Below are 16,353 nucleotides of genomic sequence, written 5' to 3' on the forward strand. Positions count from 1 at the left end.
CCGGAATCTCGAGATTCCGGGTTCGGTCCTGACGGACCGCCCCGGAATGACGAAAAACTATAGCGCGCCCGTCGCATGGCTAAAGCAGCAAAAAAGAAAGAACTCTCCGACGTCGACAAGCTCACCAAGGCCCAGGCCAAGGTCGAGTTGATGCGCCTTGCGCTCGAGCTCGAAGGCCATGACAAGCGCTACTACCAGGACGATGCGCCGAGCGTCACCGATGCCGAATACGACGTGCTGCGGCAGCGTTATAATGCGATCGAGAAGCGTTTCCCTGAATTCGTCACCGCGGAATCGCCGTCGCAGAAGGTTGGCGCCGCGCCGTCGGGGCGCTTCAGGAAGGTTCGCCATTCGCTGCCGATGCTGTCGCTCGACAACGCGTTTGCGGAAGCCGACGTGGTCGACTTCGTCGGGCGCATCACGCGCTTCCTCAAGTTGCCGGACGACAAGATCGATTTCTCGGCCGAGCCGAAGATCGACGGGCTCTCGATGTCGCTGCGCTACGAGGGCGGCGACCTCGTCACCGCGGCAACCCGCGGCGACGGCGCCGAGGGCGAGGACGTCACCGCCAATATCCGCACGCTCGAGGACGTGCCGCAGAAGCTGAACGGCCGCAACGTGCCCGACATCTGCGAGGTGCGCGGCGAGGTCTACATGACCAAGAAGGCGTTCCTCGCGCTCAACGAGCGGCAGAAGGCGGCCGGCGACACCATCTTCGCCAATCCGCGCAATTCGGCGGCCGGCTCGCTGCGGCAGAAGGATCCCACAATCACTGCCTCGCGGCCGCTCGGCTTCTTCGCCTATGCCTGGGGCGAGATGAGCGCCATGCCCGCGGATACCCAGACCGGCATGATCCACTGGTTCGAGCGGTGCGGCTTCAAGACCAACCCGCTGACCAAATTGTGTCACTCGGTCGAGGAGCTGATCGCGTTCCATCGCAAGATCGAGGAGCAGCGCGCCGAGCTCGACTACGACATCGACGGGGTCGTCTATAAGGTCGATCGCATCGACTGGCAGGAGCGGCTCGGCTTCGTGTCGCGCACGCCGCGCTGGGCGATCGCGCACAAATTCCCGGCCGAGCGCGCCATGACGGTGCTGCGCGACATCGAGATCCAGGTCGGGCGCACCGGTTCATTCACGCCGGTCGGCAAGCTCGAGCCGGTCGGTGTCGGCGGCGTGATCGTGCAGAACGTCACGCTGCACAATGAGGATTACATCAAGGGCATCGGCAACAAGGGCGAGGTGCTGCGCGAGGGGCGCGACATCAGGATCGGCGACACCGTGGTGATCCAGCGCGCCGGCGACGTGATCCCGCAGGTCGTCGACGTCGTGATCGACAAGCGGCCGAAGAACGCGAAGGAATTCCACTTCCCGAAGAAATGTCCGTGCCCCCTGCACACCGACGTGGTGCGCGAGGAGACCGCGGCCGGTGAGGAAGGCTCGCGCGCCCGCTGCACCGGCGAGTTCGCCTGTCCGTTCCAGAAGGTCGAGCACCTCATTCTGTTCGTGTCGCGCCGCGCCTTCGACATCGACGGTCTCGGCGTGAAACAGTTGCAATATTTCTTCGACGAGGGATGGGTCAAGGAGCCGGCTGATATCTTCACGCTGCAAAAGCGCAACGCGAAGCTGAAGCTGGAGGACATCGAAGGCTACGGCGAGACCTCGGTGGGCAATCTGTTCGCCGCGATCGACAGCCGCCGCAGGATCGGCCTGGAGCGCTTCATCTACGCGCTCGGGATGCGCCATGTCGGCGAGACCACCGCGCTGGCACTGGCGCGCGGCTATGGCTCGTGGGACGCGTTCCACGACGCCTGCCTCAAGGTCGCCAAGGGCGACGAGGAGGCAATGGCGGAGATGGATGCGCTCGACCAGATCGGCGACACCGTGATCAAGAGCATCGCCGACTATTTCGGCGAGAGCCACAATCGCGGCATCGTCGAGCGGCTGACCGGGGAGCTCGACGAGATCATCGACGCCGAGAAGCCGAAGAGCAGTTCGGCGGTGGCCGGCAAGACCGTGGTGTTCACCGGATCGCTCGAAAAGATGACGCGCGACGAGGCCAAGGCGACGGCCGAGCGGCTAGGCGCCAAGGCGGCCGGCTCCGTGTCGAAGAAGACCGACTATGTCGTCGCGGGGCCGGGCGCCGGCTCGAAGCTTGCCGAAGCGCAGAAGCATGGCGTCCAGGTGCTGACCGAGGACGAGTGGCTGAAGCTGATCGGGGAGTAGGATGTCCGTCATTCCGGGGCGCCTCGAGGAGGCGAACCCGGAATCTCGAGATTCTCAGGTGCGCAATTGCGCACCATAGTTCGATGCTGCGCATCGCCCCGGAATGACGAACTGCTCACATCATCCCCTGCTCATCCTCCTCGGCCTGCGCGATCAGTTCCTCGCTCACCACCACCTGCCGCCGCGGCACCACGAAGATCATGGTGCAGGCGCACGCGATCGAGATCGCGAAGATCGCCGCGGTCAACGGCAGCGTCGTGGTGGAGTGGCCGCCGAGATAGGCGCCGAACTGCGAGATCAGCGAACCGATGCCCTGCTGCAGGAAGCCCATGGCGCCCGAGGCGGTGCCGGCGGCCTCGGGGCGGATGCTGATGGCGCCGGCGGCGGAATTGGCCATCACGAAGGCGTTGGCGATCATCACGATCATCTGGGTGCCGAACAGCCAGAGCGGGGCCTGGTTTACTCCAGTAAAACTCCAGACCAGGTTCAACAGGCTGCCGCCGACTTGCAGCGCGAGGCCGAACCAGATCAGTTTCTCCAGCGAGTGCCGCGGCGCGAAGCGCACGCACAGGAGATTGCCGACGAAGTAGCCGAACCCCGTCATCGCGAACCACGCGCCATATTCGGCACTGGTCCGGCCCATCTGGGTCACCACGATGTAGGGGCCGCCGCCGGCGAAGGCGAAGATGATCTGTGACGCCAGCACCTGGCACAACAGGTAGCCGACGAAGGCGCGGTTCGTCATCAGCTTGCCGAGGTCGCCGCGAAAGCTGGAGCTGTCGGCGCGGTCGCGACGGGTTTCCGGCAGCGCCAGCGCGATGAAGATCGTGGTGCTCAGCGACGCGGCGGTGATGAGATAGAGGATCGCGCGCCAGCCGAATGTGGTCTCCAGCAGACCGCCTGTCAGCGGGCTCACCATCTGCGCGATCATCAGCGCGGCGACGACGAGGCTGATCATGGCGCCGACCCGCTCGCGCGGATAGAGGTCGCGGATGATGGCACGGCTGATCACCATGCCGCTGGCGCCGCCGAGCGCCTGGAAGAAGCGCGCCGCGATCAGTTGCGGCAGGGTCTCGGCGAACACCGAGCCGACGCCGGCCACGACCATCAGTCCGAGGCCCGCGAGCAGCACCGGGCGGCGGCCGAACCTGTCGGACAGCGGCCCCATGATCAGCTGCGAAAGCGCGATGCCGACCATGTAGAGCGACACGGTCATCTGCGCGACCCCGATGTCGCGGCCGAAGGTGGTCGCCAACACCGGCAGCGCCGGCACCAGCATGTAGAGCGAGATCGGCGCCACGCCCGTCATCACGACGAGCATCAGCAGCATGACCTTCGATGTCGCGATGTTGTCTTTAGCCGCGCCGGGCGGCTTGCCCATCACGCCGTGCATTCAGGTCCGATCCAGCATTGTGGAAGGACTGTAGCGTGCCCGTCCGCGCGGAATACGGGCGTTTCGGCATACGCCCATGCGATTTCAGGAGACGCAGCGACGATGTTTCGTCTCGCGCAATAACCACGCTGTCGTCAGCCGCGAATTCTGCTGTCGTCCTCCGCGAAAGCGGGGGACCCAGTATTCAAGAGGCAGGCGTATTTGAGTTGATAGGCCGCGGCGTACTGGATCCCCCGCTTTCGCGGGGGATGACAGCGAGTACGAGGAGAGGGTGACAGTAAACTCGGCGCCGCTACCTCAACGTCGCCGTCGCCTCGTCCAGCCACAGCTTGGTGGCGTTGTCGTCGAGATGCGGACGCACCACATGCGCGACGCGGGCGTGGTAGTCGTTGAGCCAGCTCAACTCGTCCGGGCTCAGCATGCTGACCTCGATCAGGCAGCGATCGATCGGCGCCAGTGTCAGCGTCTCGAAAGCGTTGACCGGCTTCTCGGCGCCGGCAATGTCGGTGCCGATCACGAGCTCGAGGTTCTCGATCCGGATGCCGTAGGCGTCGGTCTTGTAGTAGCCGGGCTCGTTGGACAGGATCATGCCGCGCTTCAGCGGCGTGGTGCCGAGCTTGGAGATCCGGGCCGGCCCTTCATGGACGCTGAGATAGCTGCCGACGCCGTGGCCGGTGCCGTGCTCGAAATCGATCCCGGCCTGCCAGAGATATTGCCGCGCCAGCGTGTCGAGCTGCGCGCCGGTGGTGCCGTCGGGGAAGATCGCGCGGGCGATCGCGATATGGCCGCGCAGCACGCGGGTGAAGCGGTCGCGCATCTCGTCGGTCGGCTTGCCGATCGCAATGGTGCGGGTGACGTCGGTGGTGCCGTCCTCATATTGCGCGCCGGAATCGATCAGCAGGAGGTCGCCGGGCTCGATGCGGCGGTTGCTCTTGCGCGTCACGCGGTAGTGCACGATGGCGCCGTTCGGCCCGGTGCCGGCGATGGTCGGGAAGGAGACGTCCTTCAGCGCGCCGGTCTGGCGGCGGAACGTCTCCAGCGCCTCGACGGTGTCGATCTCGGTGAGGCCGCCGGAGGGCGCCTCGCGGTCGATCCAGGCGAGGAAACGCACGAGCGCCACCGCGTCGCGCTGATGCGCCGTGCGCGTGCCTTCGATCTCGGTGACGTTCTTGACCGCCTTCAACAGGCTAACGGGATCGCTGCCGCGCACCGGCTTGCCGCCGGCACCCGCGATCAGGCGGCTCAAGGCGTCGGCTGCGGTCGCGCTGTCGAGCGCGATCGAGGCGCCGCGCTTGGCGAGCTCGGTGAGTTTTGCCGCCAGCGCCGCGGGCTGCTCGACATCGGCGGATTGCTCGAGATGGTCGCGCGTCGAGTTGGACAGCTTGCGCTGATCGATGAACACCAGCGGCCGGCCTTCCTTCGGCACCAGCGCATAGGACAGCGGCAGTGGCGTATGGGAGACGTCGGCGCCGCGGATGTTGAAGGTCCAGGCCACCGCGTGGCTGTCGGACAGCACCAGCGCGTCGACGCCGAGCCTGTTGATCTCGAGCCGGATGCGCTTGAGCTTCTCGGCTTCGATCTCCCCGGAAAACTGCGCGCCGTGGATCGTGACCGGGCCGAGCGGCGGTGCCGGCCGCTCGTGCCAGATCGCATCGACCGGATTGCTGTCGACGGCGACCAGTTCCGCGCCGGCCTTGGCGCAGGCCGCCGCCAGCCGTTCGGCTGCCGAAGAAGTGTGCAGCCAGGGGTCAAATCCCAGGCGGTCGCCGGCCACCAGATGCCGGGTCAGCCAATGCTCCGGCGGCGGCTCGACCAGCGGCTCAACCTGCCAGGCCTTGCGATCGACCTGCTTGCCGGCCTGCAGCGTGTAGCGGCCGTCGACGAACAGGGCCGCTTCCTTGCTCAGCACGATCGCGAGCCCGGCCGATCCCGTGAAGCCGGTCAGCCAGGCGAGCCGCTCCTCGGAGGCTGCGACATATTCATTCTGCTGCTGGTCGGCGCGCGGTACGACGAACCCGGTCAGCTTGCGCCGCGCCAGTTCCTCGCGCAGCGCGCTCAAGCGTGCAGTCAGCGCTACGCCGCCTTCGGGCTCTTCGAACGTCTGGAAATGGGCTTCGAACATCGCCGTCGTACTCTCTTCGGATGGAGCAATGACCTTCGCGCGAGCGCGGTCAAGCATGACCATATTTTTGGCATAACTTATGCTTGAATATGGCATAGTGGAATTGACCGGACGATGTCCACTGCACGTCAACGGTCAAGCGTATGGGGAGTGTCCAGGAGTGTCTCAACTCAACGGTGAGGAGATGCACGATGCCTGCATTCACGTTTGAGAAGATCTCGCCGCCGGTCCGCCGCGGCCCGATTGCGCCGGTCGAACAGAAGCAGCGCGGCGTCATCGTCCAGATGCTGGACCGCCTGGTCGAGGCGCGGGCCAAGCGTGCGGCCGGTCAGGACAAGGTCGAGACCATCCGTAGCGATTCTCCAGCACCCGAATAGCTAATCCACACAGATCGCGGCTACCGTTCCAGATCCGACGCCTTCGCCACGGTCACAATGACGACCTTGCCGTCCTCGAGCTCGCGCACGATCCGCTCATCGGGGCCGACGATGCCGAGATCGAATTCCCGATCGGGCGTCAGCAGCGTCATGCGCTGGCCGGCGATCACGACGACGGTCATGTCGAGCGTCTCGCCGGAGATCGCCCATTCCCTGAGCTCGTTGCGAAACGGCTCCCTGCGCCAGGCGTCGGGGAAGCCCGGATCGCATCTGACCTCAAGACCATCTTCGGACGTGGTCAGGACGAGCTTCGACCTGGAAGGCTTCCAGTGCTCCTCCAGCAAGTCGTTCGCCAGCCAGACGCAGCTGAACGAGCGGCATTCCGTCGGCCGGCGCGGATAGGTCCGGCAGCCGCGCCCCGGCTCGCAATGCGGGCACCACGTATTGGCGGGCTTGGCCAGTTCCTCGATCGCCATCACCTTGCAGCAGAGCGTGCAGTCGCCGCACTGTCTGCCGGTCGCGGTCACTTCACGAAACGCAGCAGCAGGCTGCTCCAGCCCTCGATCTTCAGATGCCGCAGCGGCACCAGCCCGCGGGCACGGTAGGCGGCGATGACCGCCGGCGCCTGGTGCGTCAGCAGCCCCGAGAGAATGACCTGCGCCGACGAGGCAAGGTGGCGCGCCATCGGGCCGGCCAGTTGCCGCAGCGGATTGGCGAGGATGTTGGCTAGCACCAGGTCGAACGGACCGTCCTCGGCAAAGCGCGGTGCGGCAAAGCCGGTGGCGGGAATCACGTCCACCAGATCGCCTGTGCCGTTCAGCCGGGCATTCTCCTTGGCGACACTGACCGACGGCGGGTCGATATCGCTCGCCAGCACCTTGCCGTGCAGCGCCTTGGCGGCGGCGATCGCCAGCACGCCGGTCCCGGTGCCGAGATCCAGCACGCGGCGGGGCTGATACGCCTTCAGCACGTGGTCGAGCAGCAGCAGGCAGCCGCGCGTGGTGCCGTGATGGCCGGTGCCGAAGGCCAGCGCCGCCTCGATCTCGATCCCGAGCTTGTTGGGGGGTATCCGGTGCCGGTCATGCTGGCCGTGGACGATGAAGCGGCCGGCCGCGACCGGGACAAGATCCTCCAGGCTGGCCTTGACCCAGTCCTTGGCCTCCACGGTATCAAAAACTAAAGTAGATGCGACATCTTGCCGCACCACTTGGCCGACCAGTTCGCGCAGTAAATTTTGGTCCGGCGGCTCGGCAAAATGGACGGTGACGTCCCAGCGGCCATCCGGCCGCTCGAAGGCCGCAAACGCCGCATGATCCCCGAAAAACAGCTCGGAAAGCGCGTCTACCACGCGCTTTGCGGTCGATTCATCTGGAAGGGTGACGCTGGCGCGGTGTGTAGACGGGGTCATCGGAGGCCGGTAGCGCGGTTTTTGTTAAAATTTCAAGCCGGATTCAATCGAATATCGCGAGAATTGAGAGGTTCCCGGTTCAGACAACCTTAGATGTTGCCGTACTAGTACGGTGGCGGAACTGGGAACACCCTTCGTTCCAAGGCATCACAACCAAGGGCAGGGCTGCAATGAAGGCTTTTATCGTTAAGTTTTTGCGGAATGAATCCGGCGCGACCGCCATCGAATACGGACTGATCGCGACCGGTATCGCCATCGCCATCATCGCTGCGGTGAATGGCGTCGGCTCGGCACTGAGCGGGACCTTCAACTCGATCAGCGGCTCGCTGAAGTAATCTCTCGAACGGCGTTCTCAGGGAAGCACCGGGCGACATGTCGCCCGGTGTTTTCTTTTTGACCGGTTGTCCACTGAGCCACACCCAGCTTGTCGACAAGACATCAACTGCGTTTTTCCGGGATTGTCAGCGTCCATCGCACAGCCGGTCCACAGCGGCGTCCACCGGTTATCCCGTGTCGAGACAAGGCCTCTGTCCACCGCCGACTCACAGCTTCTCAACACATCCGTCCACAGCTTGTCCCGCGGCGCGTGATGCGTCGCCTACGAGAACAGCGCGCGATGGTCGGCCAAAATCGCCCGCGCGGCATTGTGGCCGGGGGCGCCGGTGACGCCGCCGCCGGGATGGGCGCCGGAGCCGCAATGGTAAAGACCCTTCAGAGGTCCGCGATAGTCGGCATGGCCGAGCATCGGCCGCGCCGAGAACAGCTGATTCAGTGTCAGCGCGCCGTGAAAGATGTCGCCGCCGAGCAGGCCGAATTGCCGCTCGAGGTCGAGCGGCGACAGGACCTGGCGGCCGATCACGCTGCCTGCGAAGCCGGGGGCGTAGTGGTCGACGGTTGCGATCATCAGGTCGGCGACCTCTTCGCGATGATCGTCCCACGATCTGCCGTCGGGCAGTTGCGGCGCGACGTGCTGGCAGAACAGGCTTGCGACATGCTGGCCCGGCGGGCTCAGGCTGTCGTCGAGCGTCGAGGGGATCAGCACCTCGACGACCGGCGCGCGGCTCCAGCCGAATTCGCGCGCATCGCGCCAGGCGCGATCCATGTAGCCGAGGCTCGGGGCGATGATGATGCCCGCCGTGAGGTGATCGCCCGGGCCGGGCAGCGCGGTGAACGAGGGCAGGGCGCTGAGCGCCACATTCATCCTGAACGTGCCGGACCCGTTCTGCCATCGTGAGATGCGCGCGCGAAACTCGGGCGCCAATGCGCCTTCCGGCACCAGGCGCGTGTACAGCAGCTTCGGATTGACGTTCGAGACGACGTATTTGGCGCGCACGGTCTTGTCATTGTCGAGGACGACGCCGACGGCGCGCCCCTTCTCGACGATCACCTCGCGGACGGGCGCATCGGTTTCGATCTCGACGCCATGGCTGCGCGCGGCACGCGCCATCGCCTGCGTGATCGCACCCATGCCGCCGATCGCGTGGCCCCAGACGCCCTTCTTGCCGTTCACCTCGCCGAACGCATGATGCAGCATCACATAGGCCGAGCCGGCCGCGTAGGGGCTGGCATAATTGCCGACGATGGCATCGAAGCCGAACAGCGCCTTGACGAGGTCGTTCTCGAAACGCTCGTCGAGCATCCCACCGGCCGATCGCGTGAACAGGTCGAGCAGATTGCGCTGCTGTTCCAGCGACAGCCGGCGCAGGATGTTGGCGGTGCCGAGCGCGTTGAAGGCTTCGCTGACCGCGGCGATACCAAAGCCCTCGACGACGTTCGGCGGCGCGCGCAGCACGAATTGCCGCAGCACGTCGGCGATGGCTTCGAGTTCCCCTGAGAACACGTCGATTGCGGCCGCATCCTGCCGGTTGAGTTTTGCGACCGACTCCCGGGTCCGGCCTTCGCCGGTCAAAAGATAGCTGCCGTCGGGTGAGGGGAGGAAGTTCTGCGCGCGCCGCTCGACGATCCGGAGGCCGTGATCGGCAAGTTTCAGGTCAGACATGATCTGCGGATTGAGCAGGCTCACCGTGTAGGCGGCGACGGAGTTGCGGAAGCCCGGGCAAAATTCTTCGGTGACCGCGGCGCCGCCGACCACCTTGCGGCGTTCCACGACCTTCACCCGCAGCCCGGCCATCGCAAGATAGGCCGCGCAGGTGAGGCCGTTGTGCCCCGCACCGATGATGACGACGTCAGTTTCGTTCATGTCCGCTTCAAGAAGCAGTGATTAGAGCATGTGCTGTGGCGCCGCAGCGCCGCGTCGTCAAGTCCGCGTGACCGCCGTTTCTTGTCCGTGATAGTGCCGTATGCTCAACTGAAATCCTCCGGTGGGGTGCCACCGGACCGTCCGCCTCCGGCGCCCGCCGGGTCCATGCCGGAGCTTTCATGACGTCTGAGCCGACCGCCTCGCGCAACCGGCTGGTGCTGGTTGTCTACACCGCCGCGATCTTCGTCAGCGCCCTGTTGCTGTTCTCGGTGCAGCCGTTGTTCACCAAGATGGTGCTGCCGCGGCTCGGCGGCTCGCCGGCGGTGTGGTCGGTGGCGATGGTGTTCTTCCAGTCGCTGCTGCTCGGCGGCTACGCCTATGCCCATCTCCTGATGAAGCTGAACGGCCGCATCGTGCCGGTTGTGGTGCATTTGGTGCTGCTCGTCGTCGCGCTCGTGACCTTGCCGCTGGCGATCAGGAGCGGCTGGGGCGAGCCGCCGACGTCCGGCTATGCGGTCTGGCTGCTCGGCCTGTTCGCGGTTTCGATCGGCCTGCCGTTCTTCGCGCTCGCCGCCAACAATCCGTTGCTGCAGGCCTGGTTCGTGCGCACCGGACATCCCAACGGTCCCGATCCGTATTTTCTCTACGCATCCTCGAACATCGGCAGCTTCCTGGCGCTCTTGTCCTATCCGGTGCTGCTCGAGCCGATGTTCACGCTGCGCACCCAGAACCTGATCTGGACCGGCGGCTATGGTCTGCTGATCATTCTGATCGCGAGTTGCGGCGTGCTGCTGTTGCGGTCGCCGGCCAATGTCGCCGCACTCAACATGCAGGTCGATGACGCCAATGCGCCGGCGCCGTCCTGGCCGCTGCGGGCGCGCTGGATCTTCCTCGCCGCGGTGCCGTCCGGCCTCTTGATCGCGGTGACGGCGCATATCTCGACCGACGTCGCCGCCGCGCCCTTGCTGTGGGTGCTGCCGCTGTCGCTGTATCTCTTGACCTGGGTGCTGGTGTTCCAGTCGCGGCCGCTATTGCCGCACAAATGGATGCTGCTGGCGCAGCCGCTGGCGATTGCCGGCGTCGTGATCCTGCTTGCGGTCGGCGGCGAGCAGAACCTGCTGCTCACGCTCGGTGGCCATCAGCTCTGCTTCTTCATCATCGCGATGGCCTGTCATGGCGAGCTTGCGCGCACCCGCCCGGCGGCGAAATATCTCACCGGCTTCTACGTCGCGCTGTCGTTCGGCGGCATGGTCGGCGGCCTGTTCGCGGGGCTTATTGCGCCTTTTACTTTCTCGTGGGTTGCCGAATATCCGATCCTGCTGGCGCTCGCGGCGCTATGCCGCCCGCCCGGCGGCGCGGAGCGGCTGCCGCGCTGGAGCGCCTGGTACTGGCCGTTCCTCGCGGTGCTGGCCGTGGCGCTGATCGCGCCAAGCTATTCGGCCGGCGACATCTTCAACTGGTTCGACGTGCACCGGGTCTGGGTGATCGGCGCGGTCGGCGTGCTCTCGGCGCTGCTCGCGCTCGCGCTGAACGCCAATCGCTGGAAGATCTTCGCCACCGTCGTGGTCGCGTTGGTGGTGCTGCGCGCCTATCCATCCGACGACGGCCGCGTCGAAACCGTGCGCAGCTTCTTCGGCGTGCACAAGATCGTGGTGACGCCGAACGGGCAGTATCACGTGCTGATGCACGGCACCACGATCCATGGCGCCGAGAAGTTCAAGAACGATGACGGCACGCCGGTCGCCGGAAAGCCCGAGCCGATCAGCTACTATCACAAGGACGGCGGCATCGGGCGAGCGATCACTGCAATCCGCGAGCGCAAGGGCGCGCCGCTGAAAGTGGCGGTGATCGGGCTCGGTTCGGGGACGCTGACCTGCGCGTCGATCCCCGGTGAGGACTGGCGCTTCTTCGAGATCGACCAGTCGATGGTCGACACCGCGCGCGATCCGAAATACTTCACCTACATCCAGAACTGCGAGCCGAACCTCAAGCCCGTCATCGGCGACGCGCGGCTGACCTTCGCCAAGGAGCCGGACGGCGTCTACGATCTGATCATCGTCGACGCCTATTCGTCGGACGCGATCCCGATCCATCTCGCGACCGAGGAGGCGATGGCGATCTACAAGGAGAAGCTGGCGCCGCAGGGCGCGGTCGTGATGCACGTCTCCAACCGCCATCTCGAGCTTGCCAGCGTCGTGGTCGGCATCGCAGACGCCAACGACATGAAGAGCTGGGTCTACAGCGAGGATTCCGGCCGCGACAACGAGTACATCTTCTCGACCTCGGTCGTGGTCTCCGCGCGCGAGGAGGAGGACGTCGGCAAGCTCGCATCGTCTGATGTCTGGACCGAGACCGAAGCCGATGAGAAGCAGCGGGTCTGGACCGACGACTATTCGAACGTGCTGGGCGCGGTGTACCGCCGCCTGCGCGACGGCGAGCAATAGGACCTGCAAGCCGAGCCAATCGCGGCGGCTTCCGCGCGATCATTCTCTAGCGATCGGCTACCAGCAGTCTGGAGAGCCGGGGCTTGACGATCGCGGCAAACATTCCGGGATCGTCGAAAGCCCTCGCCGAGAGCATTGCCCCATGAACCGATGCCATCAGCATCTGGGCCTCCTCGTGCGGCCGCTGGTCCAGCCGGAACAGATGCTGTTCCGCGCCGGCCTGCAGCACCGAGGTGAGCCATCCCGCAAGATGATGGAAATGGGCGCGGACGCGGGATGCGACCTCGTCCGGCAATATCGGCATCTCGCTGGCAAGCATCGCGCAGACGCAGAACGGCAGCGAGGCATCGCCGATGCACGCCCGCCAGAAGTTCACGTAAGCCTGCAGCTGGTCGGCCGGGCTTGCGAACTGTTCCTGAAGGGACTTCAGGCCCAGCTCGGTCTGCTGCCGGTAGCGATCCACCAGCACCGAGACCAGCTCGGCCTTGGTCGGGAAGTGATGATGGATGCTCGCCTTCCGGATGCCGATGGCATCCGAGATGTCGGCATAGCTGAATCCGTTATAGCCCCCGGCGACGATGAGGGGCTGTGCGACATCGAGAATTTTTTCAGAAGTCGAAATCATCACGTTCACGTCATGCCTACCTTCCAGTAGGTAAATTCCAGAGGAAAATCAAGGCTTTCCTCTCCTCACAGGACGTCGGAGCGCCAGATTGACTCGGATTTTGCATCTACCTACTAGTAGGAAGACAAACAAGGAGCCTGTCAATGCAAAGCCACCTTTCGACCCAAACCGCCTGGCTGCGATCCTATTATCTCGGGCGCGCCATCTTCTCGGTCGCCTGGGTCGCCGCCGCCGTTCTGTTCAGCGGTCAAGCCGGCCCCGCCGCGGTTCTGTTCGTGATCTACCCGGCGTGGGACGGCATCGCCAATCTGGCTGATGCCCGGGTCAATGGCGGCCTGAAGGCCAACCCATCCCAGGCCCTGAATGTCGCGGTCAGCGCGATCACGACGCTCGCCGTGATCGTGGCGCTCAGCCACAGCAGCTATGCCGTCCTGGCCGTTTTCGGGGGTTGGGCGATCCTCGCGGGCGTGCTGCAATTGTACACCGGCGTCAGGCGCTGGCGTCATTATGGCGCGCAATGGGCGATGATCCTGAGTGGCGGACAGTCGGCACTCGCCGGCGGCTACATGATCAGCCAGTCCGTCGGTACCGTTGCGCCGACCATTCTCGACGTCGCTCCCTATGCGGGCTTCGGCGCGTTCTATTTCCTGCTTTCCGCAATCTGGCTCGTTGCCACCGGCTATCGCCACGCGCGTGCCTAGAGTCAAAGCAACAATCTGGAGCTCCGCTCCGATTCAATCGGAACGGAGCGGGCTCCAAGCGCTGTCCGGCAGCACCGGAGAGCGCGAGCTCGCCGTCAGCGCGACGCGACTATTTGTTCTCTGGCGGCGCCGCACTCGCGGAGGCCGGCGTCGAGGCGGCGAGCAGCGGCATCGTCGGCGTGTTCTCGCCGGCGTCCTCGTCGAGGAATTGCTCCACGCCGGCCTGGATCGACGACTTCGCGCTGTCCGGGCCGCGGTCGCTGAGATCGTTGTGCTGGAATTCGGTTCTGACCACCTTGATGCCGAGTCTCGCGCAGGTCTCTTCGTCGGGCACGACGCCCGGATCGGCCTTGAACACCGGATCCCTGGAGCGGAACGAAAGGATCTTGATCCTGCCGTCGGTGATGAAGGGGACGCGCAGATTGTCCAGCGTGACGACCTTCTTCATCAGGTCGGGATGCTGCTTGGCGAAGAACATCGAGATGTCGCCGCCGTTGGAATGGCCGATCAATGTCAGCTGGCGATAGTTTGCGTTCGGATAGAGCTTCTTGAGCTCGTCGATCGCATACATGATGTTGAAGACGCCGCGATTGTACTGCATGCGGCGCCCGACATATTCCTCGCCGACCTTGGTGACCATCGGCGCGTCGGTATCGAGATCATGCTGAATGCTGACCACGAGGTAGCCGCGCGACGCGAACAAATTGGTGAGGAACGAGTACTCAGTGTTCTTGACGGTGTTGCCGTGGCTCAGGATCGCGACCGGCAGCTCGATCATCTCGGCCATCGCCTGCATTTGCCGGTCGCGGCGCACCGCGACCTCGACCGTGACGTTGCGGTCGTCACGCAGAACGTCGTGGAACGACAGCGTCGTGTGACGGATGGCCCATCTGTCCGTCGTGAAATAAGCGGCCATCGCCACGATGCACAGGCAAAGGACAATGATGCCCCGTTTCATGTCGACCTCTGATCTTGCCTACGTGACCCGCGCTTCTCGCCCTGGTTTCATCGGGCATGCCGCGTGAATCGGCCTCCAGGGACCCGGCGGGCGCTTGTGCCGCCGAATATCGGGCTAGTTTTACAATCAGATGACGACGCGACGACGGGCCCCGGCGCACGATGACGGGGGCGTTTTGCGACGGTCACAAGCGGGTGAGGGGAGCGTGAATTGACGGCGCGCTGCCTGCGGCGCCGTCAGTGGACCAGGAACGTGCGGCAGATTTCTTTTAACGCGTTTTCTTCATGCGAACGGCGCCCGCTTCGCTCGAAAACGCTCTAGTCCTGATAGGTGTTGCCGTAGAAGCCGCGCGGCTGATAGGCGGGGCGCGGCTGGTAGTAGCCCTGCGGCGCCGGCGCGTAGCCCTGATTGCCGTAATACTGCTGCTGCTGGCCATAGGCCTGCGCGTCGTAGACGCGGCGGCTCGACGGCGGTGCCGGATAGCGGCGATCGGTCGAGCTGCCGTCGGCCGGATAGATGTAGCCGTCATCGGTGCGGGCCTGCGCCGGATAGTCGCGCGGCTGCGGCGTCAGCACGACCGGGTCGCCGGCGGCGGCGGTGCCGTACTGCTCGTCATATTGCTGCGGCGCGCGGCGGGCGACGGCGGTGCCGTTGCGTCCACGCGGATTGCGCGCCAGCGCGACCTGCGACGAGCCGGTCAGCGTCACGGTGGTGTTGAGCACGCCTTCCTTCTGGACCAGCGCGTAGAGCGTGGTTGCGTTGTCGCGCGACAGCCGCACGCAGCCATGCGAGGCGGGCGAGCCGAGGCGGTTCACCGAGTCGGTGCCGTGAATCGCGTGCCCGATCTTGGTGAAGAAGATCGAGTGCGGCATCGGCGCGTCGTCGAATTCCTTGGAATAGTGATCCTCTTCCATGCGGAAGGCGCGGAAGCTGCCGTTCGGCGTTTCGCGCGACGGGATGCCGGTCGAGACCGGCCAGTGATAGCGCGCGACGCCGTCGACCGCGACGGTCATCTGCTGGTTGTCCTTGTCGATGGTGATATCGACCTTGGCGTGTGCGGCGCCGGCGGTGAAGAGCATCACGGAAGTGAACGCAATGAGGAACGAACGCATTTTACCTTTGGCCTCCAGGCCTGCTCGCGAAGCCGCGGCTCTCCGTCCCCGGCAATCAATATGCACGGAATCCGAACTTGGTTCCAGTAGCGGGCCAAGGCCGTGATCAAACGCCATGGTTAATCCCGCGCGCGGCGCAAACAAGGCCGAAGCCGGGCCTGCCTGTCACGGCGGGCTGACTTTTTCGCGAGCATGCCGCGACGACGGCCCAATCGGTCTCCGACACGCAACCATTTGGCCGCACGGGCGTTTCACAAACCCCCGGCGGCGCGTTCGCGCCGCGCATCAAGGAATCCAGATGAACAACACCAAGGTGAAGACCGCGGCCGTCGTCCCAGCCGGCCTCTCCGCGCGGCTCCTGCTTGCGGCCGCAGCCCTCGCTTTGACGCTGGTCGCAGTCCCCCATGCAAGCCATGCCCAAGGCATCGTCCGCGGCGCTCATGAGGGCGCCTATGAGGGCAATCGGGTCGCCGGCCCGGTGGGCGGCGTGGTTGGCGGCGCCGTCGGCGCTGGTGTCGGTGGCGCCATGGGCGCGGTCAAGGGCGTGTTCGGCATCCCGGATCGCGGTTACCGCCGTGGCCACCGCTGCCGCGGCTATTACCGCCACGGCCATTTCCACTGCTATTGATCGTTGAAGAACCTGTAGCCCGGATGGAGCGAAGCGAAATCCGGGTTCTGCAGGCTTGGCGATAAGGTCCCGGATTGCGCTTCGCTCTATCCGGGCTACGGGCGAGCGTCATTCCGGGGCATGCGAAGCATGAACCCGGAATCTTCGAAGTGACGGCGC

14 protein-coding genes are annotated in these 16,353 nt (G+C 65.0%); 6 read left to right on the forward strand and 8 right to left on the reverse strand.

Annotated elements, in window-relative coordinates; translation table 11 throughout:
• Positions 1 to 75 precede the first annotated feature (75 nt).
• Positions 76 to 2,226: an NAD-dependent DNA ligase LigA gene (ligA, locus tag QJT82_RS27655; RefSeq protein WP_028342173.1), complete on the forward strand. Its 2,151-nt coding sequence runs from the start codon at positions 76 to 78 to the stop codon at positions 2,224 to 2,226.
• Between the two features lie 115 nt (positions 2,227 to 2,341).
• Here ligA and QJT82_RS27660 read toward each other — a convergent pair whose 3' ends face one another.
• Together QJT82_RS27660 and QJT82_RS27665 are read right to left on the reverse strand one after the other, a co-directional pair.
• On the reverse strand, positions 2,342 to 3,619 hold the full coding sequence (locus tag QJT82_RS27660; protein WP_028342172.1) for a multidrug effflux MFS transporter: 1,278 nt from the start codon (positions 3,617 to 3,619) through the stop codon (positions 2,342 to 2,344).
• Between the two features lie 292 nt (positions 3,620 to 3,911).
• Positions 3,912 to 5,741: an aminopeptidase P family protein gene (locus QJT82_RS27665; RefSeq protein WP_028342171.1), complete on the reverse strand. Its 1,830-nt coding sequence runs from the start codon at positions 5,739 to 5,741 to the stop codon at positions 3,912 to 3,914.
• A 191-nt stretch (positions 5,742 to 5,932) separates the two neighbouring features.
• Between QJT82_RS27665 and QJT82_RS27670 the strand changes: the two genes are divergently transcribed.
• A complete protein-coding gene (locus tag QJT82_RS27670) occupies positions 5,933 to 6,118 on the forward strand; it encodes a hypothetical protein (protein ID WP_028342170.1) in 186 nt (61 codons plus the stop codon).
• A gap of 20 nt (positions 6,119 to 6,138) precedes the next feature.
• Here QJT82_RS27670 and QJT82_RS27675 read toward each other — a convergent pair whose 3' ends face one another.
• A complete protein-coding gene (locus QJT82_RS27675; RefSeq protein ID WP_028342169.1) occupies positions 6,139 to 6,645 on the reverse strand; it encodes a hypothetical protein in 507 nt (168 codons plus the stop codon).
• Positions 6,642 to 7,526: a 50S ribosomal protein L11 methyltransferase gene (locus QJT82_RS27680; RefSeq protein ID WP_028342168.1), complete on the reverse strand. Its 885-nt coding sequence runs from the start codon at positions 7,524 to 7,526 to the stop codon at positions 6,642 to 6,644. The genes QJT82_RS27675 and QJT82_RS27680 overlap by 4 nt, the downstream gene beginning before the upstream one ends.
• Positions 7,527 to 7,696: 170 nt before the next feature.
• Between QJT82_RS27680 and QJT82_RS27685 the strand changes: the two genes are divergently transcribed.
• A complete protein-coding gene (locus QJT82_RS27685; protein WP_028342167.1) occupies positions 7,697 to 7,861 on the forward strand; it encodes a Flp family type IVb pilin in 165 nt (54 codons plus the stop codon).
• Between the two features lie 263 nt (positions 7,862 to 8,124).
• On the opposite strand, the gene QJT82_RS27690 is transcribed toward QJT82_RS27685, so the two are convergent.
• Positions 8,125 to 9,726, reverse strand: coding sequence for an NAD(P)/FAD-dependent oxidoreductase (locus tag QJT82_RS27690; protein WP_028342166.1), 1,602 nt, complete (start codon positions 9,724 to 9,726; stop codon positions 8,125 to 8,127).
• Positions 9,727 to 9,905: 179 nt separating this feature from the next.
• On the opposite strand from QJT82_RS27690, the gene QJT82_RS27695 reads away from it, so the two are divergent.
• Positions 9,906 to 12,170, forward strand: coding sequence for a fused MFS/spermidine synthase (locus QJT82_RS27695; protein ID WP_028342165.1), 2,265 nt, complete (start codon positions 9,906 to 9,908; stop codon positions 12,168 to 12,170).
• Between the two features lie 46 nt (positions 12,171 to 12,216).
• On the opposite strand, the gene QJT82_RS27700 is transcribed toward QJT82_RS27695, so the two are convergent.
• Positions 12,217 to 12,804, reverse strand: a complete 588-nt coding sequence (locus QJT82_RS27700; protein ID WP_028342164.1) for a TetR/AcrR family transcriptional regulator — start codon at positions 12,802 to 12,804, stop codon at positions 12,217 to 12,219.
• A 134-nt stretch (positions 12,805 to 12,938) separates the two neighbouring features.
• Between QJT82_RS27700 and QJT82_RS27705 the strand changes: the two genes are divergently transcribed.
• Positions 12,939 to 13,496: a DUF308 domain-containing protein gene (locus QJT82_RS27705; RefSeq protein WP_028342163.1), complete on the forward strand. Its 558-nt coding sequence runs from the start codon at positions 12,939 to 12,941 to the stop codon at positions 13,494 to 13,496.
• Positions 13,497 to 13,605: 109 nt separating this feature from the next.
• Here QJT82_RS27705 and QJT82_RS27710 read toward each other — a convergent pair whose 3' ends face one another.
• Together QJT82_RS27710 and QJT82_RS27715 are read right to left on the reverse strand one after the other, a co-directional pair.
• Entirely contained in the window at positions 13,606 to 14,454 is an 849-nt protein-coding gene (locus QJT82_RS27710) for an alpha/beta hydrolase (protein WP_245288793.1), read from the reverse strand.
• A gap of 317 nt (positions 14,455 to 14,771) precedes the next feature.
• Positions 14,772 to 15,566: a L,D-transpeptidase gene (locus QJT82_RS27715; protein ID WP_028342162.1), complete on the reverse strand. Its 795-nt coding sequence runs from the start codon at positions 15,564 to 15,566 to the stop codon at positions 14,772 to 14,774.
• A gap of 298 nt (positions 15,567 to 15,864) precedes the next feature.
• Here QJT82_RS27715 and QJT82_RS27720 point away from each other — a divergent pair, with 298 nt between their 5' ends.
• Positions 15,865 to 16,194, forward strand: a complete 330-nt coding sequence (locus tag QJT82_RS27720) for a hypothetical protein (RefSeq protein ID WP_028342161.1) — start codon at positions 15,865 to 15,867, stop codon at positions 16,192 to 16,194.
• Positions 16,195 to 16,353 lie beyond the last annotated feature (159 nt).

The sequence above is a fragment of the Bradyrhizobium sp. Mp19 genome, from assembly GCF_029952935.1.
Taxonomy (GTDB): Bacteria; Pseudomonadota; Alphaproteobacteria; order Rhizobiales; family Xanthobacteraceae; genus Bradyrhizobium; species Bradyrhizobium elkanii.